Origin of the sequence: Streptomyces tibetensis (assembly GCF_007655005.1) — a bacterium.
Lineage (GTDB): Bacteria > Actinomycetota > Actinomycetes > Streptomycetales > Streptomycetaceae > Streptomyces > Streptomyces tibetensis.
In genome coordinates this window covers 471,190-490,471 of sequence record NZ_SZVW01000003.1, presented here as the reverse complement: position 1 = coordinate 490,471, position 19,282 = coordinate 471,190, and the positions used below count along the sequence as shown (strand labels likewise).

12 protein-coding genes are annotated in these 19,282 nt (G+C 70.9%); 6 read left to right on the top strand and 6 right to left on the bottom strand.

Annotated features, from left to right (window positions below; translation table 11 throughout):
- The first annotated feature begins 371 nt into the window (after positions 1 to 371).
- Complete coding sequence (locus FDO69_RS07130) at positions 372 to 821, top strand: PTS sugar transporter subunit IIA (protein ID WP_104778881.1); 450 nt, start codon at positions 372 to 374, stop codon at positions 819 to 821.
- 78 nt (positions 822 to 899) lie between these two features.
- Positions 900 to 2,570, top strand: coding sequence for a phosphoenolpyruvate--protein phosphotransferase (ptsP, locus tag FDO69_RS07125; RefSeq protein WP_104778880.1), 1,671 nt, complete (start codon positions 900 to 902; stop codon positions 2,568 to 2,570).
- A gap of 67 nt (positions 2,571 to 2,637) precedes the next feature.
- Here the strand turns inward: ptsP and FDO69_RS07120 are convergent, their stop codons facing one another.
- Positions 2,638 to 3,528 (bottom strand): hypothetical protein, encoded by an 891-nt coding sequence (locus FDO69_RS07120; RefSeq protein WP_104778879.1) that lies wholly within the window; start codon positions 3,526 to 3,528, stop codon positions 2,638 to 2,640.
- Between the two features lie 174 nt (positions 3,529 to 3,702).
- Entirely contained in the window at positions 3,703 to 5,670 is a 1,968-nt protein-coding gene (locus FDO69_RS07115; protein ID WP_104778878.1) for an acetoacetate--CoA ligase, read from the bottom strand.
- A gap of 211 nt (positions 5,671 to 5,881) precedes the next feature.
- Here FDO69_RS07115 and FDO69_RS07110 point away from each other — a divergent pair, with 211 nt between their 5' ends.
- Positions 5,882 to 8,335 (top strand): glycoside hydrolase family 31 protein, encoded by a 2,454-nt coding sequence (locus FDO69_RS07110; RefSeq protein ID WP_138430064.1) that lies wholly within the window; start codon positions 5,882 to 5,884, stop codon positions 8,333 to 8,335.
- A gap of 203 nt (positions 8,336 to 8,538) precedes the next feature.
- On the opposite strand, the gene FDO69_RS07105 is transcribed toward FDO69_RS07110, so the two are convergent.
- Together FDO69_RS07105 and FDO69_RS07100 are read right to left on the bottom strand one after the other, a co-directional pair.
- A complete protein-coding gene (locus tag FDO69_RS07105; RefSeq protein ID WP_104778877.1) occupies positions 8,539 to 9,075 on the bottom strand; it encodes an NUDIX domain-containing protein in 537 nt (178 codons plus the stop codon).
- Positions 9,076 to 9,122: 47 nt separating this feature from the next.
- Positions 9,123 to 9,932, bottom strand: coding sequence for a M15 family metallopeptidase (locus tag FDO69_RS07100; RefSeq protein ID WP_104778876.1), 810 nt, complete (start codon positions 9,930 to 9,932; stop codon positions 9,123 to 9,125).
- Between the two features lie 133 nt (positions 9,933 to 10,065).
- On the opposite strand from FDO69_RS07100, the gene FDO69_RS07095 reads away from it, so the two are divergent.
- From FDO69_RS07095 to glpK, 3 genes are all read left to right on the top strand, one after another.
- Positions 10,066 to 11,850, top strand: a complete 1,785-nt coding sequence (locus tag FDO69_RS07095; protein ID WP_420878491.1) for an EAL domain-containing protein — start codon at positions 10,066 to 10,068, stop codon at positions 11,848 to 11,850.
- 635 nt (positions 11,851 to 12,485) lie between these two features.
- Positions 12,486 to 13,280 carry an MIP/aquaporin family protein gene (locus tag FDO69_RS07090; RefSeq protein WP_104778874.1) on the top strand — a complete coding sequence of 265 codons (795 nt, stop codon included), beginning with the start codon at positions 12,486 to 12,488 and terminating at the stop codon, positions 13,278 to 13,280.
- 19 nt (positions 13,281 to 13,299) lie between these two features.
- Complete coding sequence (glpK, locus tag FDO69_RS07085) at positions 13,300 to 14,820, top strand: glycerol kinase GlpK (protein ID WP_104778873.1); 1,521 nt, start codon at positions 13,300 to 13,302, stop codon at positions 14,818 to 14,820.
- Positions 14,821 to 14,905: 85 nt separating this feature from the next.
- Here glpK and FDO69_RS07080 read toward each other — a convergent pair whose 3' ends face one another.
- On the bottom strand, positions 14,906 to 15,511 hold the full coding sequence (locus FDO69_RS07080; RefSeq protein ID WP_104778872.1) for a GTP-binding protein: 606 nt from the start codon (positions 15,509 to 15,511) through the stop codon (positions 14,906 to 14,908).
- Positions 15,492 to 19,259: a hydantoinase B/oxoprolinase family protein gene (locus FDO69_RS07075; protein ID WP_104778871.1), complete on the bottom strand. Its 3,768-nt coding sequence runs from the start codon at positions 19,257 to 19,259 to the stop codon at positions 15,492 to 15,494. Before FDO69_RS07075 ends, FDO69_RS07080 begins: the two co-directional genes overlap by 20 nt.
- Positions 19,260 to 19,282 lie beyond the last annotated feature (23 nt).

Genomic DNA, 19,282 nt, shown 5'->3' with positions numbered 1-19,282 from the left:
CGGTCGCTTCCTTTGTACTCACCCTCTCGGGCTTTCCTCTGGGCGCTTCCCTTCGGTGTTCCAAACTCTATCAGTGTTTTTCCGGCCCTCCGACCACCGTCCTGCAGGCATGCAGAAGGAGATCCGGAGATAGGATCTGACAAGTTTGTTGCTGCCCGGCCAGGACGCGAGGTTGCGTCGCTCAGCCCTAAGCAGGAGTACGACTGTACACGCGGCCGCGGAGCTGGTGCAAATCGATTTGGGGTATGGTCTAGACCACTTCGGGGTGCCTGCGCGGAACCGGCACTTCAGGTGACATACGCTGCTGAACAGTGTGCCGCCCGGTACCTACAGGGACGGCCATATCGATCTCCACCCCTGGGAGGCTTCCCATGACCACCGTGACGTCCCCGCTCGCAGGACGCGTTATCGGACTGGCGGCAGTGCCGGATCCGGTCTTCTCCGGGGCCATGGTCGGCCCGGGCACAGCGATCGATCCCGTCCGTGAGCCCTCCGAGGCCGTCTCGCCCGTGGATGGCGTCATCGTCTCCCTGCACCCGCACGCGTTCGTCGTCGTCGACGAGAACGGACACGGTGTGCTCACCCACCTCGGTATCGACACCGTGCAGCTCAACGGCGAAGGCTTCGAGCTGCTCGTGAACAAGGGCGACACCGTCAGGCGCGGCCAGGGTGTCGTTCGCTGGAACCCGGCGGCCGTCGAGAGCGCCGGCAAGTCCGCGGTCTGCCCGGTCGTGGCGCTGGAAGCCACGGCCGAAGCCCTCTCCGATCTTCGCGACAACGGCGATGTGAAGGCCGGCGACAGTCTCTTCCTCTGGAAGTGACGCGAGTGCCGTCCTGTGACGGCGAGTACGACAACCACCGCGGCGGTTGGATCCGCCGCTTTATCGGAGACGGGTGAGATGGAGACAACGTTGCGAGGCGTCGGGGTGAGCCACGGTGTGGCCATCGGCGAGGTTCGGCACATGGGAACGGCGGTGCTCGAGCCGCCCGCGAAGCAGATACCGGCGGAGGAGGCGGAGCGTGAACAGGGGCGCGCCCGCAAGGCCGTCGAGGCGGTGGCGGCAGACCTGATGGCGCGGGGCAACCTCGCCGGTGGCGAAGCCCAGGCGGTGCTCGAGGCGCAGGCCATGATGGCCCAGGACCCCGAGCTCATGGCCGATGTGGAGCGGCGGATCGCCGTCGGCAGCACGGCGGAGCGCGGGGTGTACGACGCGTTCGCCTCCTACCGCGAGCTGCTGGCCGGAGCCGGTGAGTACCTCGCCGGTCGCGTGGCCGACCTCGACGACGTGCGCAACCGTATCGTCGCCCGGCTGCTGGGGGTGCCGATGCCCGGCGTCCCCGACAGCGACGAGCCCTACGTCCTGGTGGCCCGCGACCTCGCACCGGCCGACACCGCGCTGCTCGACCCGACTCTTGTGCTCGGCTTCGTCACCGAGGAGGGCGGGCCCACCAGTCACAGCGCGATTCTCGCCCGGGCCCTCGGGGTCCCGGCCGTGGTGGCGCTGCCGGGTGCCGGTGAGCTCGCCGAGGGCACGATGATCGCCGTCGACGGCAGCACGGGAGAGATCTTCGTGGACCCGAGCGACGAGAAGAAGGCGCAGCTGGAGGCTGCGGCTGCCGAGCGGAAGGCCGCGCTGGCGGCCTCGACCGGGCCGGGTGCCACGGCAGACGGGCACAAGGTGCCGTTGCTCGCGAACATCGGTGGTCCCGCTGATGTGGCGGCCGCCGTCGAGGCCGGTGCCGAGGGTGTGGGTCTGTTCCGTACGGAGTTCCTCTTCCTGGACGACAGCAAGCAGGCGCCCTCGGAAGAGAAGCAGGTCGCCGCGTACCGGCAGGTGCTCGAGGCGTTCCCTGAGGGGCGTGTCGTGGTGCGGGTGCTGGACGCGGGTGCGGACAAGCCGCTCGACTTCCTCACGCCGGCCGACGAGCCGAACCCTGCGCTCGGTGTGCGGGGTCTGCGGACCCTGCTCGACCACCCGGAGGTCCTGCGTACCCAGCTGACCGCGCTCGCCGAGGCCGCTGAGGGGCTGCCGGTATACCTCGAGGTCATGGCCCCGATGGTGGCGGACCGTACGGATGCCCGGGCTTTCGCCGACGCCTGCCGTGAGGCCGGGCTGCGGGCGAAGTTCGGCGCGATGGTGGAGATCCCGTCGGCCGCGCTGCGGGCTCGCTCGATCCTCCAGGAGGTCGAGTTCCTGTCGCTGGGGACGAACGACCTCGCCCAGTACACCTTCGCCGCCGACCGTCAGGTGGGTGCGGTGTCCCGTCTGCAGGACCCCTGGCAGCCCGCCCTGCTCGACTTGGTGGAGCTGTCCGCCGAGGCGGCCAAGGCCGAGGGCAAGAGCTGCGGGGTCTGTGGTGAGGCCGCGTCCGACCCGCTGCTCGCGTGTGTGCTGACCGGTCTGGGTGTCACCTCTCTCTCGATGGGTGCCGCGTCGATTCCTTACGTCCGGGCGACGCTGGCGAAGTACACGCTGGCGCAGTGTGAGCGGGCCGCTGCGGCGGCACGGGCGACGGACAGCGCCGAGGACGCGCGCAGTGCGGCGCAGGCGGTGCTGTCGGGCGAGTAGGCCCTACCGGGTCGACCACGTTTCCCGGCAGGGGCGCTCCATTGAGGTGGAGCGCCCCTGCTGTGTTTCAGTGCCGATGCCCCCGGGCGGGTTTCTCCTCTCCGAGGTCGGGCGGCGCGCAGTAGTCGACGTTGGATTCCGGGGAGATCAGGTCTCCGGATTCGACGTCGGTGCAGTAGGCGTCGAAGACCTCTCCTGCGGTGAGGGGTTCGAGTCCGTAGGAGCGCATGCGCCAGCCGTAGACGCGGTCGGGTGTGCCCGGGGCGGTGGCGCGGATGACGAGTCCTCCGGGGCTTTCGGTGGCCAGGCCGAGGGCCAGGACCGTGGTGAATTCGAGGGCTTCGGTTTCGTCCAGTTCGAGGGCGGCCCCGTCGTCGGTGATGTGGAGGGCGGCGACGAGGGTTTCGGGCGGTCCGGTGACACTGCAGACGAGGTGGCGGTCGCCCGGTGGCGCCGTGTCGAGGATGCGGACGAGGAGCTCTGCGGCTCGGGTGAAGGCGGCGCGTCCGATGTCCTCGCCGCAGGAGGTGCAGGCGCCGAGGCGGGCGAGGAGGGTGGTCGCGTACTCCCAGGTGGCCTGCCGGACGGCCTCGTCGACGAGGGCCGGGAGCAGGTCGGCCAGCGGTCGGCCGTCGTAGGGGAGGGTCGGGCCTGTCGCCGCGATCTGCGCGGTGAAGCGTGAGCGGCTCGACGGTGTGTCGGGGTCCAGGTCCTTCCGTGTGCAGAAATCGGCGTACTCCTCGGGGTCGAAGAGGGCCACTGTGGTGTGGCTGCCCTGCAAGGTCCTGGCCCTGAGGAGGCCCTCCACGTGTTTCAGATAGGTCGCGTGGTCGTCGAAGGTGAAGCTGCGGTAGCGCCGCATGGCCCGGAAGTCGTGATCGTCGGCGAGCAGGCCGATGGTGCCGGCGATTTCGCGGTGCAGGACGCGGCGCTTGGTCCGGTTGTCGGTGTGCGTCATGGTTCCCCCTGTGCACGGTCGATCAATGCTCACTCACAGTAACCGGCGGCACTGACAGTGAGGGGCGACTGGATGATCGTGTGCTCGACCGATGGCGGAAGGCGCAGGTCACAGCGGCTTCCGCTGCCGTCTGCGCCTTGAGCTCGGGGGTGGCGGGACGGGGGTGGGTCGGCGTCAGGCGCGCTTGCGGGCCAACTCCTCGTAGAAGTCCAGCAGGCTGAGATCGTCGATGGAGCCCGGGTTGACGGCCTTCTCCAGCGGGGTGCCCTGGAGGAGGCGTTTGACGGGGACCTCGATGCGCTTGCCGGTGAGGGTGTGGGGGACGCCTGGTACTTCGATGATCTCGTCGGGGACGTGGCGCGGCGACAGTTGCTCGCGGATCGTCTGCTTGATGCGGTTCAGCAGGGCCTCGTCGAGGACGGCTCCGGGAGCCAGGTGCACGAAGAGGGGCATCCAGTAGCCGCCGTCGGGCTGCTCGATGCCGATGACGAGGGATTCCCTGATCTCGGGGAGCCTCTCGACGGCTTCGTAGATGTCGGCGGACCCCATGCGGACGCCCTGGCGGTTGAGCGTGGAGTCGGAGCGGCCGTGGATGACGACGGAGCCGCGGGAGGTGAGGGTGATCCAGTCACCGTGCCGCCACACGCCGGGGTAGGTGTCGAAGTAGCTGTCGTGGTAGCGGCTGCCGTCGGGGTCGTTCCAGAAGTGGATGGGCATCGACGGCATGGGGTTGGTGACGACGAGTTCGCCGACCTCGTCGACGAGGGGGCTGCCGCTGGGGTCCCAGGACTGCAGGTCGGTGCCGAGGCAGGGGGCCTGGAGTTCGCCGACGTGGACCGGGAGGGTGGGTACGGCTCCCGCGAAGCACGAGCACACGTCGGTGCCGCCGCTGACGGAGGCGATCCACAGGTCGTCGCGGACCTCGTCGTGGAGCCAGCGGAATCCGTCGGGGGGCAGGGGCGAGCCGGTGGTGGCGACGCACTGGACGGAGGAGAGGTCGAAGTCGCGGGACGGGTGCACGTCGGCCTTGCGGCAGGCCATGACGTAGGCGGCGGAGGTGCCGTAGAGGGTGGCCTTCGTGCGTTCGGCGATCCGCCACTGGGCGCCGGTGTCGGGGTAGCCGGGGCTGCCGTCGTAGAGGACGATCGTGGTGCCGGTGAGCAGGCCGGAGACGAGGAAGTTCCACATCATCCAGCCGGTCGAGGTGTACCAGAAGAAGCGGTCTTCGGGGCCGAGGTCGCAGTGCAGGCCGAGCTGCTTGAGGTGCTCGACGAGGATGCCGCCCTGGGACTGGACGATGGCCTTGGGCAGTCCGGTCGTACCCGAGGAGTAGAGCACCCACAGGGGGTGGTCGAAGGGCACCTGCTCGAAGACGGGGTCCGTGTCGGCGGAGGTGAGGGCCGACCAGTCCAGGGCGCCCTCGGGTGCCTCGGTGCCGAGGAGCGGGATGTGGATCACGGCCCGCAGGGTGGGGAGTTCGCGGCGCAGTTCGGTGACCACTTCGCGCCGGTCGTGCTCCTTGCCGCCGTAGCGGTAACCGTCGACGGTGAAGAGCACGACGGGTTCGACCTGCTGGAAGCGGTCGAGGACGCTGCGGGCGCCGAACTCGGGCGCGCAGGAGGTCCAGACGCCGCCGACCGCGGCTGTGGCGAGGAGCGCGACCACCGCCTGCGGGACGTTCGGGAGGTAGCCGCTGACCCGGTCGCCGGGGCGCACGCCGAGGGCGCGCAGTTCGGCGGCCAGGGAGCCGACCTGGCGGCGCAGCTCTGCCCAGGTGACGGGGCGTGGTTCGTGGGTCTCGTCGACGTGCAGGAGGGCCGGTTCGTCGGCGCGGGTGGCGGATGCGCGCAGGGCGTGTTCGGCGTAGTTCAGGGTCGCCCCGGGGAACCACTCGGCGCCGGGCATCGAGCGGTCGCCGAGCACGCGCGCGCAGGGCTGCGAGAAGCGGACGTCGAACCACTCGGTGACGGCCTTCCAGAAGGTGTCCAGTTCGTCGACGGACCAGCGCTGCAGAGCCGCGTAGCCGCCCTCGGCGGGGGCGCCGTGGTGCTCGGCTGCCCAGGCCTGGAACCTGGTGATCCGTGCGCGGGCGATGCGCTCGGGGTCGGGCTGCCAGAGCGGCTTGGGACTGACGGTCGACATGGTCGGCTCCCGGACTGTGCGCGTCGTGTGCGTCCTCCGCGCACGGGCTGGGGTGTGCGCGTGAGCGGCTGGCACGGACAATGCCATGTGATCGACTTCGGCACCAGGGCGCGCCCCACATAGTCCGTCTCGTGAAGATGTGGTCCTGGCACGGGTGAACGGCAGTTGAACGACACGCCCGCGCAGGGCCGTCAGTGGCAGGGTGAGCAGCATGAACGGTCGTGACCTGGTGCGTTCGGTGAAAGCGGTGGCTTCGGTGGGGGCGGCGCAGGGTGTGCGTACCGTACGAGCAGCGTGGCGCAGGCGTCGGGCCGACGCCACCGGGCTGCCGGCGCGCGGGGCGGAGCGTGCGCGGGTGCCCGGGCCCGTGGAGGACGTGGAGCCCGGGCCGGGGGGTGGTGTCGTCCGGTTCAGCCGGTCGGAGCTGCGGATCCTGGTCGCCGTGAACGGGGCCGTGTTCTGGGGCTGGGACGGGGCGGGGCCCGAGCCGTCCTACGCGCTGGCCGGACGCTGCCCGGAGCCGGATCCACGGGCGGTCCTGGAGCCGGACAACTGGGACGGGGCGGGGCCCGAGCCGTCCTACGCGCTGGCCGGACGCTGCCCGGAGCCGGATCCACGGGCGGTCCTGGAGCCGGACAAGGACGGCGGCTGGCGTGTGGTGGCGGAGCGGGTGACGGTCGTGGTCTCGCGGCACGGCGCCGTGGAGGTACGGACTCCGGGCGGGGTCACCTTGCGGCGTGATCTGCCGCCGCGGTGGTGGGAGCCGGTCGGCGGCGGCCCGGCGCGGTGGATGCAGCGGTCGGAGGTGGGCGCGGACGCGCGGTTCTTCGGTCTCGGGGGACGCACCTCGGGTCCTCGGCTGCCGGACGGGACGTACCGGTTGTGGAACTCCGATCCCGGTCGCGCCTTCACGCCCGGGGACGACCCGCTGTACATCACGATGCCGGTGCAGCTGGTGGTGTCCGACGGCGGTACGCATCTGGCGTTCCACGACAGCTCGTGGGACGGCACGGTGACGCTGCACGAGGGCGAGGAGGGCGCGGGTTCCGGGCACGACCGTGCCGGGACGAGCGAGCTGCGGATGGACGGCGGTCCGCTGCGCTGCTGGGTGATGGTGGGCACGCCCGCGCGCGTGCTGCTCGCCTGGGCGTCGCTCACCGGGGCGCCCGCGCTGCCGCCCGCGTGGGCTCTTGGGCACCATCACGCACGGTGGGGGTTCGGCGGCGAGCAGGAGGTACGGCGGATCGTCGCGGGCTACCTGGAGCACCGTCTGCCGCTGGACGCCGTGCACCTGGACATCGACCACCTCGACGCTCATCAGGTGTTCACCGTCGACCAGGACCGCTTCCCCAAGCTGCCCGTGCTGGCCGAGGAGCTCCGGCGGGAGGGCATCCGGCTGGTATCGATCGTCGGGCCGGGTGTGAAGGCCCTGCCGGGCCGTGCGGTGTACGACTCCGGGGCGGCCGAGGACGCGTTCGTGCGGGATGCCTCCGGGGTGGTCGTGGAGGGTGTCGTGTGGCCCGGGGAGGTGGTCTTCCCCGACTTCACGCACGCGCGCGTGCGTGCGTGGTGGGGCGCTCTCTACGAGGAACGGCTGACCCAGGGCTTTTCGGGCTTCTGGCACGACATGAACGAACCCACGTCGTTCACCGCCTTCGGGGAGTCGACGCTGCCGCGCTCGACCCGGCACTCCCTGGAGGGGCGGGGCGGTGACCATCGTGAGGCGCACAACGTGTACGCGCTGTGCATGGCCAGGGCGGGCTTCGAAGGGTTGCGGAAGCTCGCGCCCGAGGAGCGGCCGTTCCTGTTCTCCCGTTCCGGGTGGGCCGGGATGCAGCGCTACGGAGGGACCTGGTCGGGGGACGTCGCCACCGGCTGGCCGGGACTGCGGGCCTCCTTGGCGCTGGTGATGGGGCTGGGGCTGTGCGGCGTCCCGTACTCGGGGCCGGACATCGGGGGGTTCGACGGTGATCCCTCTCCCGAGCTGTATCTGCGCTGGTTCCAGCTGGGCGCTTATCTGCCGCTGTTCCGTACGCACGCGAGTCTGCGGGCGGGGCGCAGGGAACCGTGGGAGTTCGGTGGCGACGTGCTGGAGCACGCGCGCGTGGCACTGGTCGAGCGCCGGCGGCTGCTGCCGTACTTCCTGACGCTGGCGCATCTGGCGAGGCGCACCGGAGCGCCCTATGTGCGGCCGCTGTGGTGGGCGGCGCCGGAGGAGCGGGTGCTGCGAGACTGCGAGGACGCTTTCCTGCTGGGTGACAGCCTGCTGGTGGCGCCGGTGCTGGAGCCGGGCGCGGTCCGGCGTGCCGTGCGGTTGCCGCGGGGGCGCTGGTACGACGTCGCCACGGGGCAGGCGTACGAGGGGCCGGGGCAGGTGCTGGTCGACGCGCCGCTGTCGCGCATCCCGGTGTTCGCGCGCGCGGGCGCCGTGCTTCCGGTACGTGGGGAGGACGGGGGGCTGGAGTTGGACGTGTGGGCCCCCGCCCGGGGACGGACCGGGGGCGGGCTGGTCGTGCCGGACGGGGGCGACGGGTGGGACGAGCCGGAGATCGAGCGCTACACGGCTCGGTGGAGGGGCTCTCGGGTGGTCGTCGAGCGGGCGGGTGAGGACGGCGGAGGTGCGCCGCCCTACCCGGTGCGGGTGCGCGGAACCGAGGAGACGTGAGCCACGCGGGGCCCGGGAGCCAGGAGCTGCACCAGGCCCTGGAGCCGGGAGCTGCACCGGGCCCGGGAGTCGCACGAGCGCCGGGCCCGGGAGTCATCGGCTCCGTGGGCCGGCTGTTTCGAGGTCCGGAGGGCCGTGGAAGTTCCGCCGGCTCCGCGGGCCAAGTGTTTTGGGTTTCGCCCGGGGCCGGGGAGCACGTGAGGTCAGATGTACCGGCCCTCGAACCAGGCCCGGGCGGCCAGGGTGTGCAGGGGGAAGGCGAGTTCCTCCGGCCTGCGCAGGAGGTGCCAGCCCTCCGTCTCGTCCGTGCCGGCGGAGGAGGGAAGGCTCTCGGCCGGGCGTTCCGGGAGGAGGCCGAACAGCAGCAGGTGTCCGTCGGGTGAGCTCATCGCGTCGACGAGCCGTACGTCCCGGCCGGCCGCGTCGATGCCGGTTTCCTCCCGCAGTTCGCGTATGACGGCCTGCCTCCAGTCCTCGCGGTCGTCGATGTAACCGCCGGGCAGGGCGATGCCCCCGCGCGCGGGAGCGATGGTTCGGGTGATGACGACCAGGGCGGTGCCCTTGGTGTCGTACACGGGCTGGAGGGCCACCGCGACCGGGAGAGGGTTGCGGTAGGCCACGGCGCCGCACACCGGGCAGGTGCGGGGCCAGCCGGTGATGCCCTCTCCGTAGGGCGCGCCGCAGCTCGAACAGTGGGAGTTCGGGGCGGAGTTGGAAGCGGAGTGCTGAGTTTCGGACACGCGGCGGACTGTAGCCGATCGTGGAGAGGGCGCCATGGGCAGGCTGCTCAGTGAGCGCTGGTGAGCGACTTCGTGGCCACGGGGAAGTCGAAGTACGTGTCCGGATGGGTCTCGGGCTTGAAGGTGTAGTGCCACCACTCCTCCGGCAGGTTCACGAAGCCGAGGCCCTCCAGGGTGCTCTTGAGGAGCAGCCGGTTGGCGCGCTGTCGGCCCTGGACGCGCGGGTCGAGGGTGTGCGAGAGGGTGTCGAAGCAGTCGAAGCCGGTCCCCATGTCGATCGAGTTGTCCGGGAAGCGCGCGCCCTGGGGCGCGAAGCACGGCACCAGGGGCTCCCCTCGGCGATAGGGCCGGGTCGGCTCGGCCGGGAGCCTGACGAGCGTGACGTCGAGGGTCGAACCGCGGCTGTGGCCGGATTTCGCCGCGATGTACCCGTCGGCGAACAGTCGCGTCTTGTCGACGTTGGGGTAGAACTCGCCCTTCATCGCCTGGTCATCGAGGTCCTCGGCCCAGCGGACGAAGTGGTCCACCGCGCGCTGGGGCCGGTAGCAGTCGTACACCTTGAGGGTGTAGCCCTGGCCGAGGAGCCTGCGTTGGGCCTTGTGGAGGGCCTCGGCGGCGGGGCGGGTGAGGATGCAGAGGGGCTGCCGGTAACCGTCGATGCGCTCGCCCACGAAGTTGTGCGGGGTGACGTAACGCATCTCCTGAAGGATCGTCGGGTCCACGCTTCTCAGCGCCACGAAGTCCTTCGGCGCCTTGGGGTCGGTGCCGGCCCGGGCGGCAGGGGTGAGGGCGGTTGACGCCAGCAGGGCGGCGACTGCGGCGATCAGGGCACGTGTCACGGTGGTGAGTCGTGTCATGCCCCTGCGTCTATCAGGAGAGTGGACGCCAGGGGAAGGACCGCGTGCGACAGGGCAACCAACCGGCGGCACGGGCGAGTTGCCCCTGAGCTTTACGCTGTGTGATTGATCGGGAATCCTGCGTGAACGTCTCATGAACCGTGCTCGGGCGTGCGCCGGTGGCGTCCATCATGCTCCCGTGCCCTCCTGGACGGATACTCTCCGCTTCGCCTTCCAACCAGTGGTCAATCTGACGACCGGCGCGGTCGCGGGGCTGGAGATACTCGCCCGCCCGGAGACCGGCGGCATCCTCGCCGAGGCTCGCCGTGATCCCCAACTCGACTGCGGGCTGGCGGTGTCGGCGATCCGTGCGGCGGTGCGCAAGGAGACCCTGCTTCCGCTGTTCATCAACGCGTTCGCGGGGACCCTCGCGGATCTCGGCGGACTGCCCTCGCTGCACGAGGCCGTGCGCGCGGCGGGACGGCTTCCCTGGGAGGTGACGATCGACGTCTGCCCGCCGTACGCACATGTGCCACAGCAGGCTCTGCTGGACGCGGTGAATGCGCTGCGGGGACAGGGCTTCCGGATCTGCGCGGACGGTGTCGGGGACGGGGACATTCCCCTGCGCCTGCTCGCGGACCTCTCGCCCGGTCTGGTGAAGCTGGACGCGTCGCTGCTGGCGCGACCGGGGGCGGTGCGGTCGATGCGCACGCTGTGCGACGAGCTGGGGGCGCTCCTGGCCGTGGAGGGCGTGGAGACCGAAGGGCAGTGCGCGGCGGCGTTCGCGGCCGGGGCACAGCTGGCGCAGGGCGAGTTGTTCGCGCCGCCCGCGCGCCTGCCCGCCGCGGACGTCTACCTCCCGCCCCGCTCCCCCGCCGAGGTGACCGCGCCGCGGTCCGGGCCGTCGGTGCGGGAGTTCGTCCGGCCCGCGGCTCTGCTTCCCGCGACCGCGTCCGCGGGGCAGGTGCGCGCCCTGCTGACCGAGTCGCCGGACGTGTCCGGGGTACTGCTCGTGGACACCGCCGGCGTGCCGGTCCGGTCGGTGCACCGCTCCCGGTTCCTGCTGTCGATGTCGGGGCGCTACGGGCACGCCCTGTATGCCGACCGGCCCGCCGCCAAGCTCGGTGACCCGCCAAGGACGGTGGGCGTCGACGCGACGGCCTGGGAGGTGCTGGACGTGGTGGCGGTCGGCCGTCGGGACCGCACGTCGGACGACGTGGCTGTGGTGGACGAGTACGGCCGGTGCGTGGGGGTCGTGCGGCTCGCGGACCTCGTGCGAGCGCTCGCCGAGACGCGGGTGGAGGAAGCGGTGGGGCAGAATCCGCTGACGCGGCTGCCCGGCTCGGACGCCATCACCGGCGAGGTGGACCGGCGGATCGCCGCGGGGCGGGCGTTCGCGTTGAGCTGGCTGGACGTCGACCACTTCAAGCAGGTCAACGACAGGGCCGGATTCGCGGCGGGTGACGAGCTGATCCGGGCGGTGGGCCGGGCGCTGCGAGAAGCCGCGGTGGACGGTGCGCGCGTGGGACACGTCGGCGGGGACGATTTCCTGGTGCTCGCTGATCCGGACGGGCTCGATCCGCTGGCCGCCTCGGTGCTGGACGTCTCCTGGTCGGCGGGTGGCCGGCCGGTCACGTTGTCACTCGCGACACTGCTGTGCACGCCGGGCAGCCTGGCCGACCACCGGGAGGCCGCGGCCTGCCTGGCGCCGTTGAAGGCGGCGGCGAAGGCACTGCGTGGGGCGAGTTGGGTGCTGGGCCGCGCGGGCGTGCCGGGCCATGAGACCCGACGGGGTTCGCCGCAGACGCCGGTGCCTGCGACTGCGGCCTCGTCTGCGGCTGCGCCGCTGCCGGCATCTGCTGCTGCGGCTGCGCCCGCGCCCGCGGCAGTGTCGGAGGGCTGCGGGGTGGCGGTCGAGAGGGGCGGACAGGGTGTCTGAGGCGTCTGGGAGAGGGGTGTGCGGCGGAGGACCCGACCTGGTCGAGGCGGCGCAGGGCATCGGGCGTCAGGGCGGATCCGCGGCGGCCTTGACCCCGCGGATCTCCTGCGGTTGAGAAACCGCCAGGTCAGGTGAATCCTGGACACTAGCAAGCGAGGAGTCAGGTGCGGCTGGGCTTTTGCCTCCCGGCGGAGTCCAGCACAGGCCGGACACCATCAGCCAAGCCTCGCGCGGCGCATCCAGGCCCGCGCGGGTCCGGACCAGATCTGAACAACGACCCGACCGGGCGCCGCCGGACCGAGCAACCGGCCCGTCGGCCCGGCGCGAGCCCGGTGACCGTCCGACGGCCGTCAACCGTTGCGGTCGGCGACCTTGACGCCCCCTGGGTGCCGGTGAACACTTCCGGTGTCAGTCGACATCGCCGCACATGGTCGGCGTATTCCGGCACTGCGGCGCCTGGTGCGCCTGCGCCAAGGCCCACTCCCTCTCGGGCGATTCGGCTGCGACGGCACGCTCGTCACGGATGCCGGGCGGGGCGCGGACGTCTCCCTGCCTTCGGCTGAATTGTCACGGGAAACGCACCCTGCAGGTGAGGACCGGGGCGGCTCGTCCCGGGCCAAGGCTGAGGAGCAGCCATGACTAACGGAGACATTTTCGTCGGCGAGATGATCGGCACGGCGATTCTGATCCTCTTCGGTGCCGGCGTGTGTGCCGCCGTCACCCTCAGATTCTCGAAAGCCCGGGCCTCCGGGTGGATCGTGATCACGTTCGGCTGGGGCTTCGGGGTGCTGGCCGGCGCGTACACCGCCGCTCCCCTCTCCGGAGGGGTCATCAACCCGGCCGTCACTTTCGGCCTCGCCGTCGACACCGGCGTGTGGAGCAAGGTCTGGGTCTACCTGCTGGGCCAGATCACCGGCGCCATGATCGGGGCCGTCCTGTGCTACCTGGTGTACTACGCCCAGTTCGCGGCCAACACGCGGAAGACGGGCACCACGGAGGGCACAGCGGACGAACCGGTTCCGACACTCGGGATCTTCTCCACGATCCCGGAGATCCGGAACCCGATCGCCAACCTGGTCACGGAGATCCTCGCGACCATCGCCCTGGTGTTGCCCATCCTGGCCCTGGTCGGCCAGGACAGGCATGTCGAAGGCGTCGGCATCGGCCTGGTCCCCGGCGGCGGCGGCATCTACGGGTCCGGTATCGCGATCCTGCTGGTGTCCCTCCTGGTCGTCGGTATCGGCCTGTCCCTGGGTGGACCCACCGGGTACGCCATCAACCCGGCGCGTCACCTCCGCCCTCGCATCATCCACTCCATCCTGCCGATCCCGAACAAGGGCACGTCCGACTGGGGCTACTCGTGGATTCCCGTCGTCGGACCACTGATCGGCGGCCTGCTGGGTGGCGTCATCTACAACGCAGCCTTCTGAAACAGCCGAAGGGGTAGCCATGACGGACAACTCCGCGAAGCACGTCGCAGCCATCGACCAGGGCACCACGTCGAGCCGCTGCATCGTCTTCGACCAGGACGGCGCGATCGTCGCCGTGGACCAGCGAGAGCACCGCCAGATCTTCCCGAAGCCCGGCTGGGTGGAGCACGACGCCACCGAGATCTGGTCCAAGGTGCAGGCGGTGGTGGCAGGGGCGCTCGCAAAGGCCGGTCTGAGGGCCGACCAGCTGAGCGCGATGGGGATCACCAACCAGCGCGAGACGACCCTCCTGTGGGACCGGGCGACCGGCAAGCCGGTGCACAACGCCATCGTGTGGCAGGACACGCGGACGGCCGCGCTGTGCAACCAGCTGGGCGGCTCGGACGGGCAGGACCGTTTCCGCGAGCAGACGGGTCTGCCGTTGGCGACCTACTTCTCCGGTCCCAAGGCGGCCTGGCTGCTCGACAACGTGCCCGACCTCCGGACGCGTGCCGAACGGGGCGAGATCGCCTTCGGCACCATGGACTCCTGGCTGATCTGGAACCTCACCGGCGGGACGGACGGCGGGCAGCACGTCACCGACGTGACCAACGCCGGACGCACCATGCTGATGAACCTGGAGACCCTCGAGTGGGACCCCTCGATCCTCTCGGCGATGAACATCCCCGAGGCCATGCTGCCCGAGATCCGCTCCTCCTCCGAGGTGTACGGCACCGCAGTGGGCCAGCTCGCCGGCGTACCCGTGGCGTCCGCGCTGGGCGACCAGCAGGCGGCCGTCTTCGGGCAGGCCTGCTATGACGTGGGCACGGCCAAGAACACGTACGGCACGGGAAGCTTCCTGCTGCTCAACACGGGCGACCGGCCTGTGCCGTCGAAGAGCGGACTGCTGACGACCATGGGGTACAAGATCGGCACCGAGGCGCCGGTCTACTGCCTGGAGGGCGCGATCGCCATCACGGGCGCGCTGGTCCAGTGGTTCCGGGACCAGCTCGGCATCATCCGCACGGCGGACGAGATCGAGCCCTTGGCGGCGAGCGTCGAGGACAACGGCGGCGCGTACATCGTTCCGGCGTTCTCGGGTCTGTTCGCCCCCTACTGGCGCTCCGACGCGCGTGGCGTGGTCACCGGCCTGACCCGGTACGTCACGAAGGCGCACCTCGCGCGCGCGGTGCTGGAGGCGACGAGCTGGCAGACCCGCGAGGTCGTGGACGCCATGTACCAGGACTCCGGGGTGCACATCACCACCCTGAAGGTCGATGGCGGCATGACGAAGAACAACCTGCTCATGCAGCACCAGTCGGACGTGCTCGACGTCCCGGTGGTGCGGCCCAAGGTCTCCGAGACGACCTGTCTGGGCGCCGCGTACGCGGCCGGTCTGGCCACCGGGGTGTGGAACGACCTGGACGAGCTCAAGGCGCACTGGCAGAAGGACGTCGAGTGGACGCCGAACATGGAGGCCTCGGTGCGGGACCGCGAGTACCACAACTGGCGCAAGGCCGTGGAGAAGAGCTTCGGCTGGGAGGAGGACGGCGACAGCTGACCACGCGCGCGTGGAGCGTCGCTCACGGCTGCGGCCCGCACCCCGGTCGGCGGGGGTGCGGGCCGCGTCCGCGATTCGGGCGGTGTCAGCCGGTGACGGCCTCGCGGCGGTCGGCCGCATACGCCATGGCGTGCTGGACGACGCCGATGAGTGCCTCCTTGACCGACTCGCGGTCGCGGGCGTCGCACATCAGGAGCGGCACGCCCTCGTCGAGGTCGAGGGCCTGGCGGACGTCCTCGAGTGGGTAACGGGGAGCGCCCTCGAAGCAGTTGACGCCGACGAGGAACGGGATCGAGCGCCGTTCGAAGTAGTCGACGGCGGCGAAGCAGTCCTCCAGGCGGCGGGTGTCGGCGAGCACGACGGCACCGAGCGCGCCCTCGGAGAGTTCGTCCCACATGAACCAGAACCGCTCCTGGCCGGGCGTGCCGAAGAGGTACAGCACGAGGTCCTCGCGGAGGGTGATGCGGCCGAAGTCCATGGCCACGGTCGTCGTGTGCTTGCCTTCCACGCCGCTGGTGTCGTCGACCGGGCGCCCGGCCTCGGTGAGCAGCTCCTCGGTGCGCAGCGGCCTGATCTCGCTCACCGCGCCGACGAGCGTGGTCTTGCCCACGCCGAAGCCGCCGGCCACGAGGATCTTGAGCGTGACGGGCTCGACCGGAGGCTTGCCACGCTCAGAACGCCCGAAGATCATCGATCTCTTCTCCTGCTTGATGGGGGTCGGGCGACGGCGGGCCGTAGCCTCCGCCGCCTGGGGTTTCGATGACGAGTACGTCGCCGCTGACGAGGTCCGCGGAGTCGCTGCCACCCAGTTCGGTCACCGTGCCGTCGGCGTGCTCCACCCGGTTGGCGCCGAGAGCGCCCGGTTCACCGCCCGCCATGCCGTACGGGGCGACGCGGCGGTGCTGGGACAGGGTGGAGACGGTCATGGGTTCGAGGAAGCGGATGCGGCGTACGGCGCCGTCCCCGCCGTACCACCGGCCGGCGCCGCCGCTGCCGCGCCGGACGGTGAACTCCTCGAGGCGCACGGGCAGTCGCCACTCCAGGACCTCGGGGTCGGTGAGGCGGGAGTTGGTCATGTGGGTCTGGACGACGGGCGCGCCCGGGAAGCCGTCGCCCGCCCCGGAGCCCGAGGCGACGGTTTCGTAGTACTGGTGGCGTTCGTTGCCGAAGGTGACGTTGTTCATGGTCCCGGAACCCTCGGCCTGGACGCCGAGTGCCGCGTAGAGGGCGCCGGTGACGGCCTGGGAGGTCTCCACGTTGCCCGCGACGACGGCGGCGGGCGGCTCGGGGGCGAGCAGGGAGCCGGGCGGGACGATGATGCTCAAGGGGCGCAGACAGCCGTCGTTGAGGGGGATGTCGTCGGCGACGAGAGTGCGGAAGACGTACAGGACGGCTGCGTTGACGACCGAGAAGGGCGCGTTGAAGTTGGTCGGCAGCTGCGCGGACGTGCCGGTGAAGTCGATGGTCGCGGCCCGGTGCTCGCGGTCCACCCGCACGGCCACGCGGATGACGGCTCCCGAGTCGGTCTCGTAGGCGTACTCGCCGTCGTCGAGGGCGTCGATGACGCGGCGCACCGCCTCTTCGGCGTTGTCCTGGACGTGCCTCATGTAGGCCTGGACGACGTCGAGGCCGTAGTCCTGGATCATGCGGCCGACCTCGTCGACGCCCTTCTGGTTGGCGGCGATCTGGGCGCGCAGGTCGGCGAGGTTGGTCTTCGGGTTGCGGGAGGGGTACGGCGCCTCGGCGAGCAGGCGGAGGGTTTCGGGCTCGCGGAAGCGGCCGTTCTCGGCGAGCAGCCAGTTGTCGAAGAGGACGCCTTCCTCCTCGATGGTGCGGCTGCCGGCGGGCATGGAGCCGGGGGCGATGCCGCCGATCTCGGCGTGATGGCCACGGGAGGCGACGTAGAAGAGGATCTTCGGGTCGGTCACCGTGCCTCTGGCCGTATCGCTCGCCGCTCCACTGGCCGTATCGCTCACCCTTCCACTCGCCGTACGGCTCACCGTTCCCCTCGCCGTTTCGCTCCCGGCGTCACTCTCCGTGCCGGTCGCCGGTGTCGTGTCGAAGACCGGGGTGATCACGGTGACGTCCGGCAGGTGGGTGCCGCCGTGGTACGGGTCGTTGACCGCGTAGGTGTCGCCTGGGCACATGCGGGGGCCGCGTCGGCGGATGACCTCCTTGACGCTCGTGCCCATCGAGCCCAGATGAACGGGGATGTGCGGCGCGTTGGCCACCAGGTTTCCGTCCGGGTCGAAGAGGGCGCAGGAGAAGTCCAGGCGCTCCTTGATGTTGACGGACTGGGCGGTGGATTCGAGGCGGGCGCCCATCTGCTCGGCGATCGACATGAAGAGGTTGTTGAAGACCTCAAGCAGAACCGGGTCGACTTCCGTACCGAGATCGGAACTCTGCGTAATCGCGGCGCGTTCCAAGACCAGATGCCCCTCGACGGTCGCCGCGGCCCGCCAGCCGTCGTCGACGACGGTCGTGGACCCGGCTTCGGTGATGATCGCCGGACCGGTGACGGTGTCGCCGGGGGGAAGTTCCTCGCGGCGACGGAGGGGCACGTCGCGCCAGGCGCCGCCCGTGTGGAGTCGGACGGTTCGGGGTGCGGCGGGGCTGCGGCCGGGGGCGGTGGAGGCGGCCTCGTGGGGAGCGAGAGCGGACAGATCAGGGGGTGCGGTGATGCCGGTGGCTTCGACGGAGAGGGCTTCGACGACGATCGGGCGGTCGAGCGTGAAGGAGTACGTGGCGCGATGACGTTCTTCGAAGGAGTGCCGCATCGTGCCGGGCTCGGTCAGCTCGACGGTGAGGGTGGTGTCGGTGCCGTCGTAGCGGAGTTCCGCGCGGCGGGTGACCTGGATGTGCTCCTCGGGGATGTCCTCGGCGAGGAGTTCGGCGCGGGCTGCGGCTTCGAGATCTTCGGCGGTCCCGAGGACGCCGGGCATGGAGGCGGGTTCGAGGGGTGCTTCGACGGACTGCTCGCGCATGGCGGTGGTGTCGGCGAGTCCGATCCCGAGTGCGGACAGGACTCCGGCCATCGGTGGCACGAGGACGGTGCGGATCCCGAGGGAGTCGGCGACCATGCAGGCGTGCTGGCCTCCCGCGCCGCCGAAGGTGGTGAGCGCGTAGCGGGTGACGTCGTGGCCCTTCTGGACGGAGATCCGCTTCACGGCCGACGCGATGTTGGCCACGGCGATCTGCAGGTACCCCTCGGCTACCTGTTCCGGCGTGCGGTCGTCGCCGGTTTGCTCGCGGATCATTCCGGCGAGGGCGGTGAAGCGGTCGCGGACGACTGCCTCGTCCAGGGGCTCGTCGCCGTTCGGGCCGAACACCTGCGGGAAGTGGGCGGGCTGGATCCGGCCGAGCATGACGTTGGCGTCGGTGACGGCGAGCGGCCCGCCACCGCGGTAGCAGGCGGGTCCCGGCTCCGCGCCCGCCGAGTCCGGCCCTACGCGGTAGCGGGAGCCGTCGAAGTGCAGGACCGACCCGCCGCCGGCCGCGACGGTGTGGATGTCGAGCATGGGGGCGCGCAGCCGGACGCCGGCGATCCGGCTGGTGAACACCCGTTCGTACGCGCCCGCGAAGTGGGAGACGTCGGTGGAGGTGCCGCCCATGTCGAAGCCGATGACCCGGTCGAAGCCGGCGAGCTGGGACATGCGGGCCATGCCGACGATGCCGCCGGCAGGCCCGGACAGGATGGCGTCCTTCCCGCGGAACTGCCCGGCCTCGGTGAGGCCGCCGTTGGACTGCATGAACATCAGCCGTACGCCTTCGAGCTCGTCGGCGACGTGCCGGACGTAGCGGCGCAGTACGGGCGAGAGGTAGGCGTCGACGACGGCGGTGTCCCCGCGGGGGACGAGCTTCATCAGGGGGCTCGTCTCGCTGGAGAGCGAGATCTGCGGAAAGCCGATACCGGCGGCGAGCTCCCCGACGCTCTGTTCGTGCGCCGGGTGGAGGTGGCTGTGCATGCAGACCACGGCGACGGCCCGGATCCCGTCGTCGTACGCCTCCTGGAGGGGCCCGGTGAGGGCCTCCAGGTCGGGGGCGCGCAGGACGGTGCCGTCGGCGGCGAGGCGCTCGTCGACCTCGACGACCCGCTGGTACAGGAGCTCCGGCAGGTCGATGCGGCGGGCGAAGATGCTCGGGCGGTTCTGGTAGGCGATGCGCAGGGCGTCGCGGAAGCCGCGGGTGATGAGCAGGAGGGTGCGCTCGCCCGTGCGCTCCAGGAGGGCGTTGGTGGCGACGGTGGTCCCCATGCGCACGCTGTCGACGGGGTCGCCGGAGCCGGCCAGCAGGGTGCGGACCCCCTCGACCGCGGCGTCTGCGTAGCGTGCGGGGTTGTCCGAGAGCAGCTTGTGTGTGAGCAGCCGGCCGTCCGGGCGCCGGGCGACGACGTCGGTGAAGGTGCCGCCGCGGTCCACCCAGAACTGCCAGCCAGTCACGTCAGTACCCCGCTTCCGCGCTG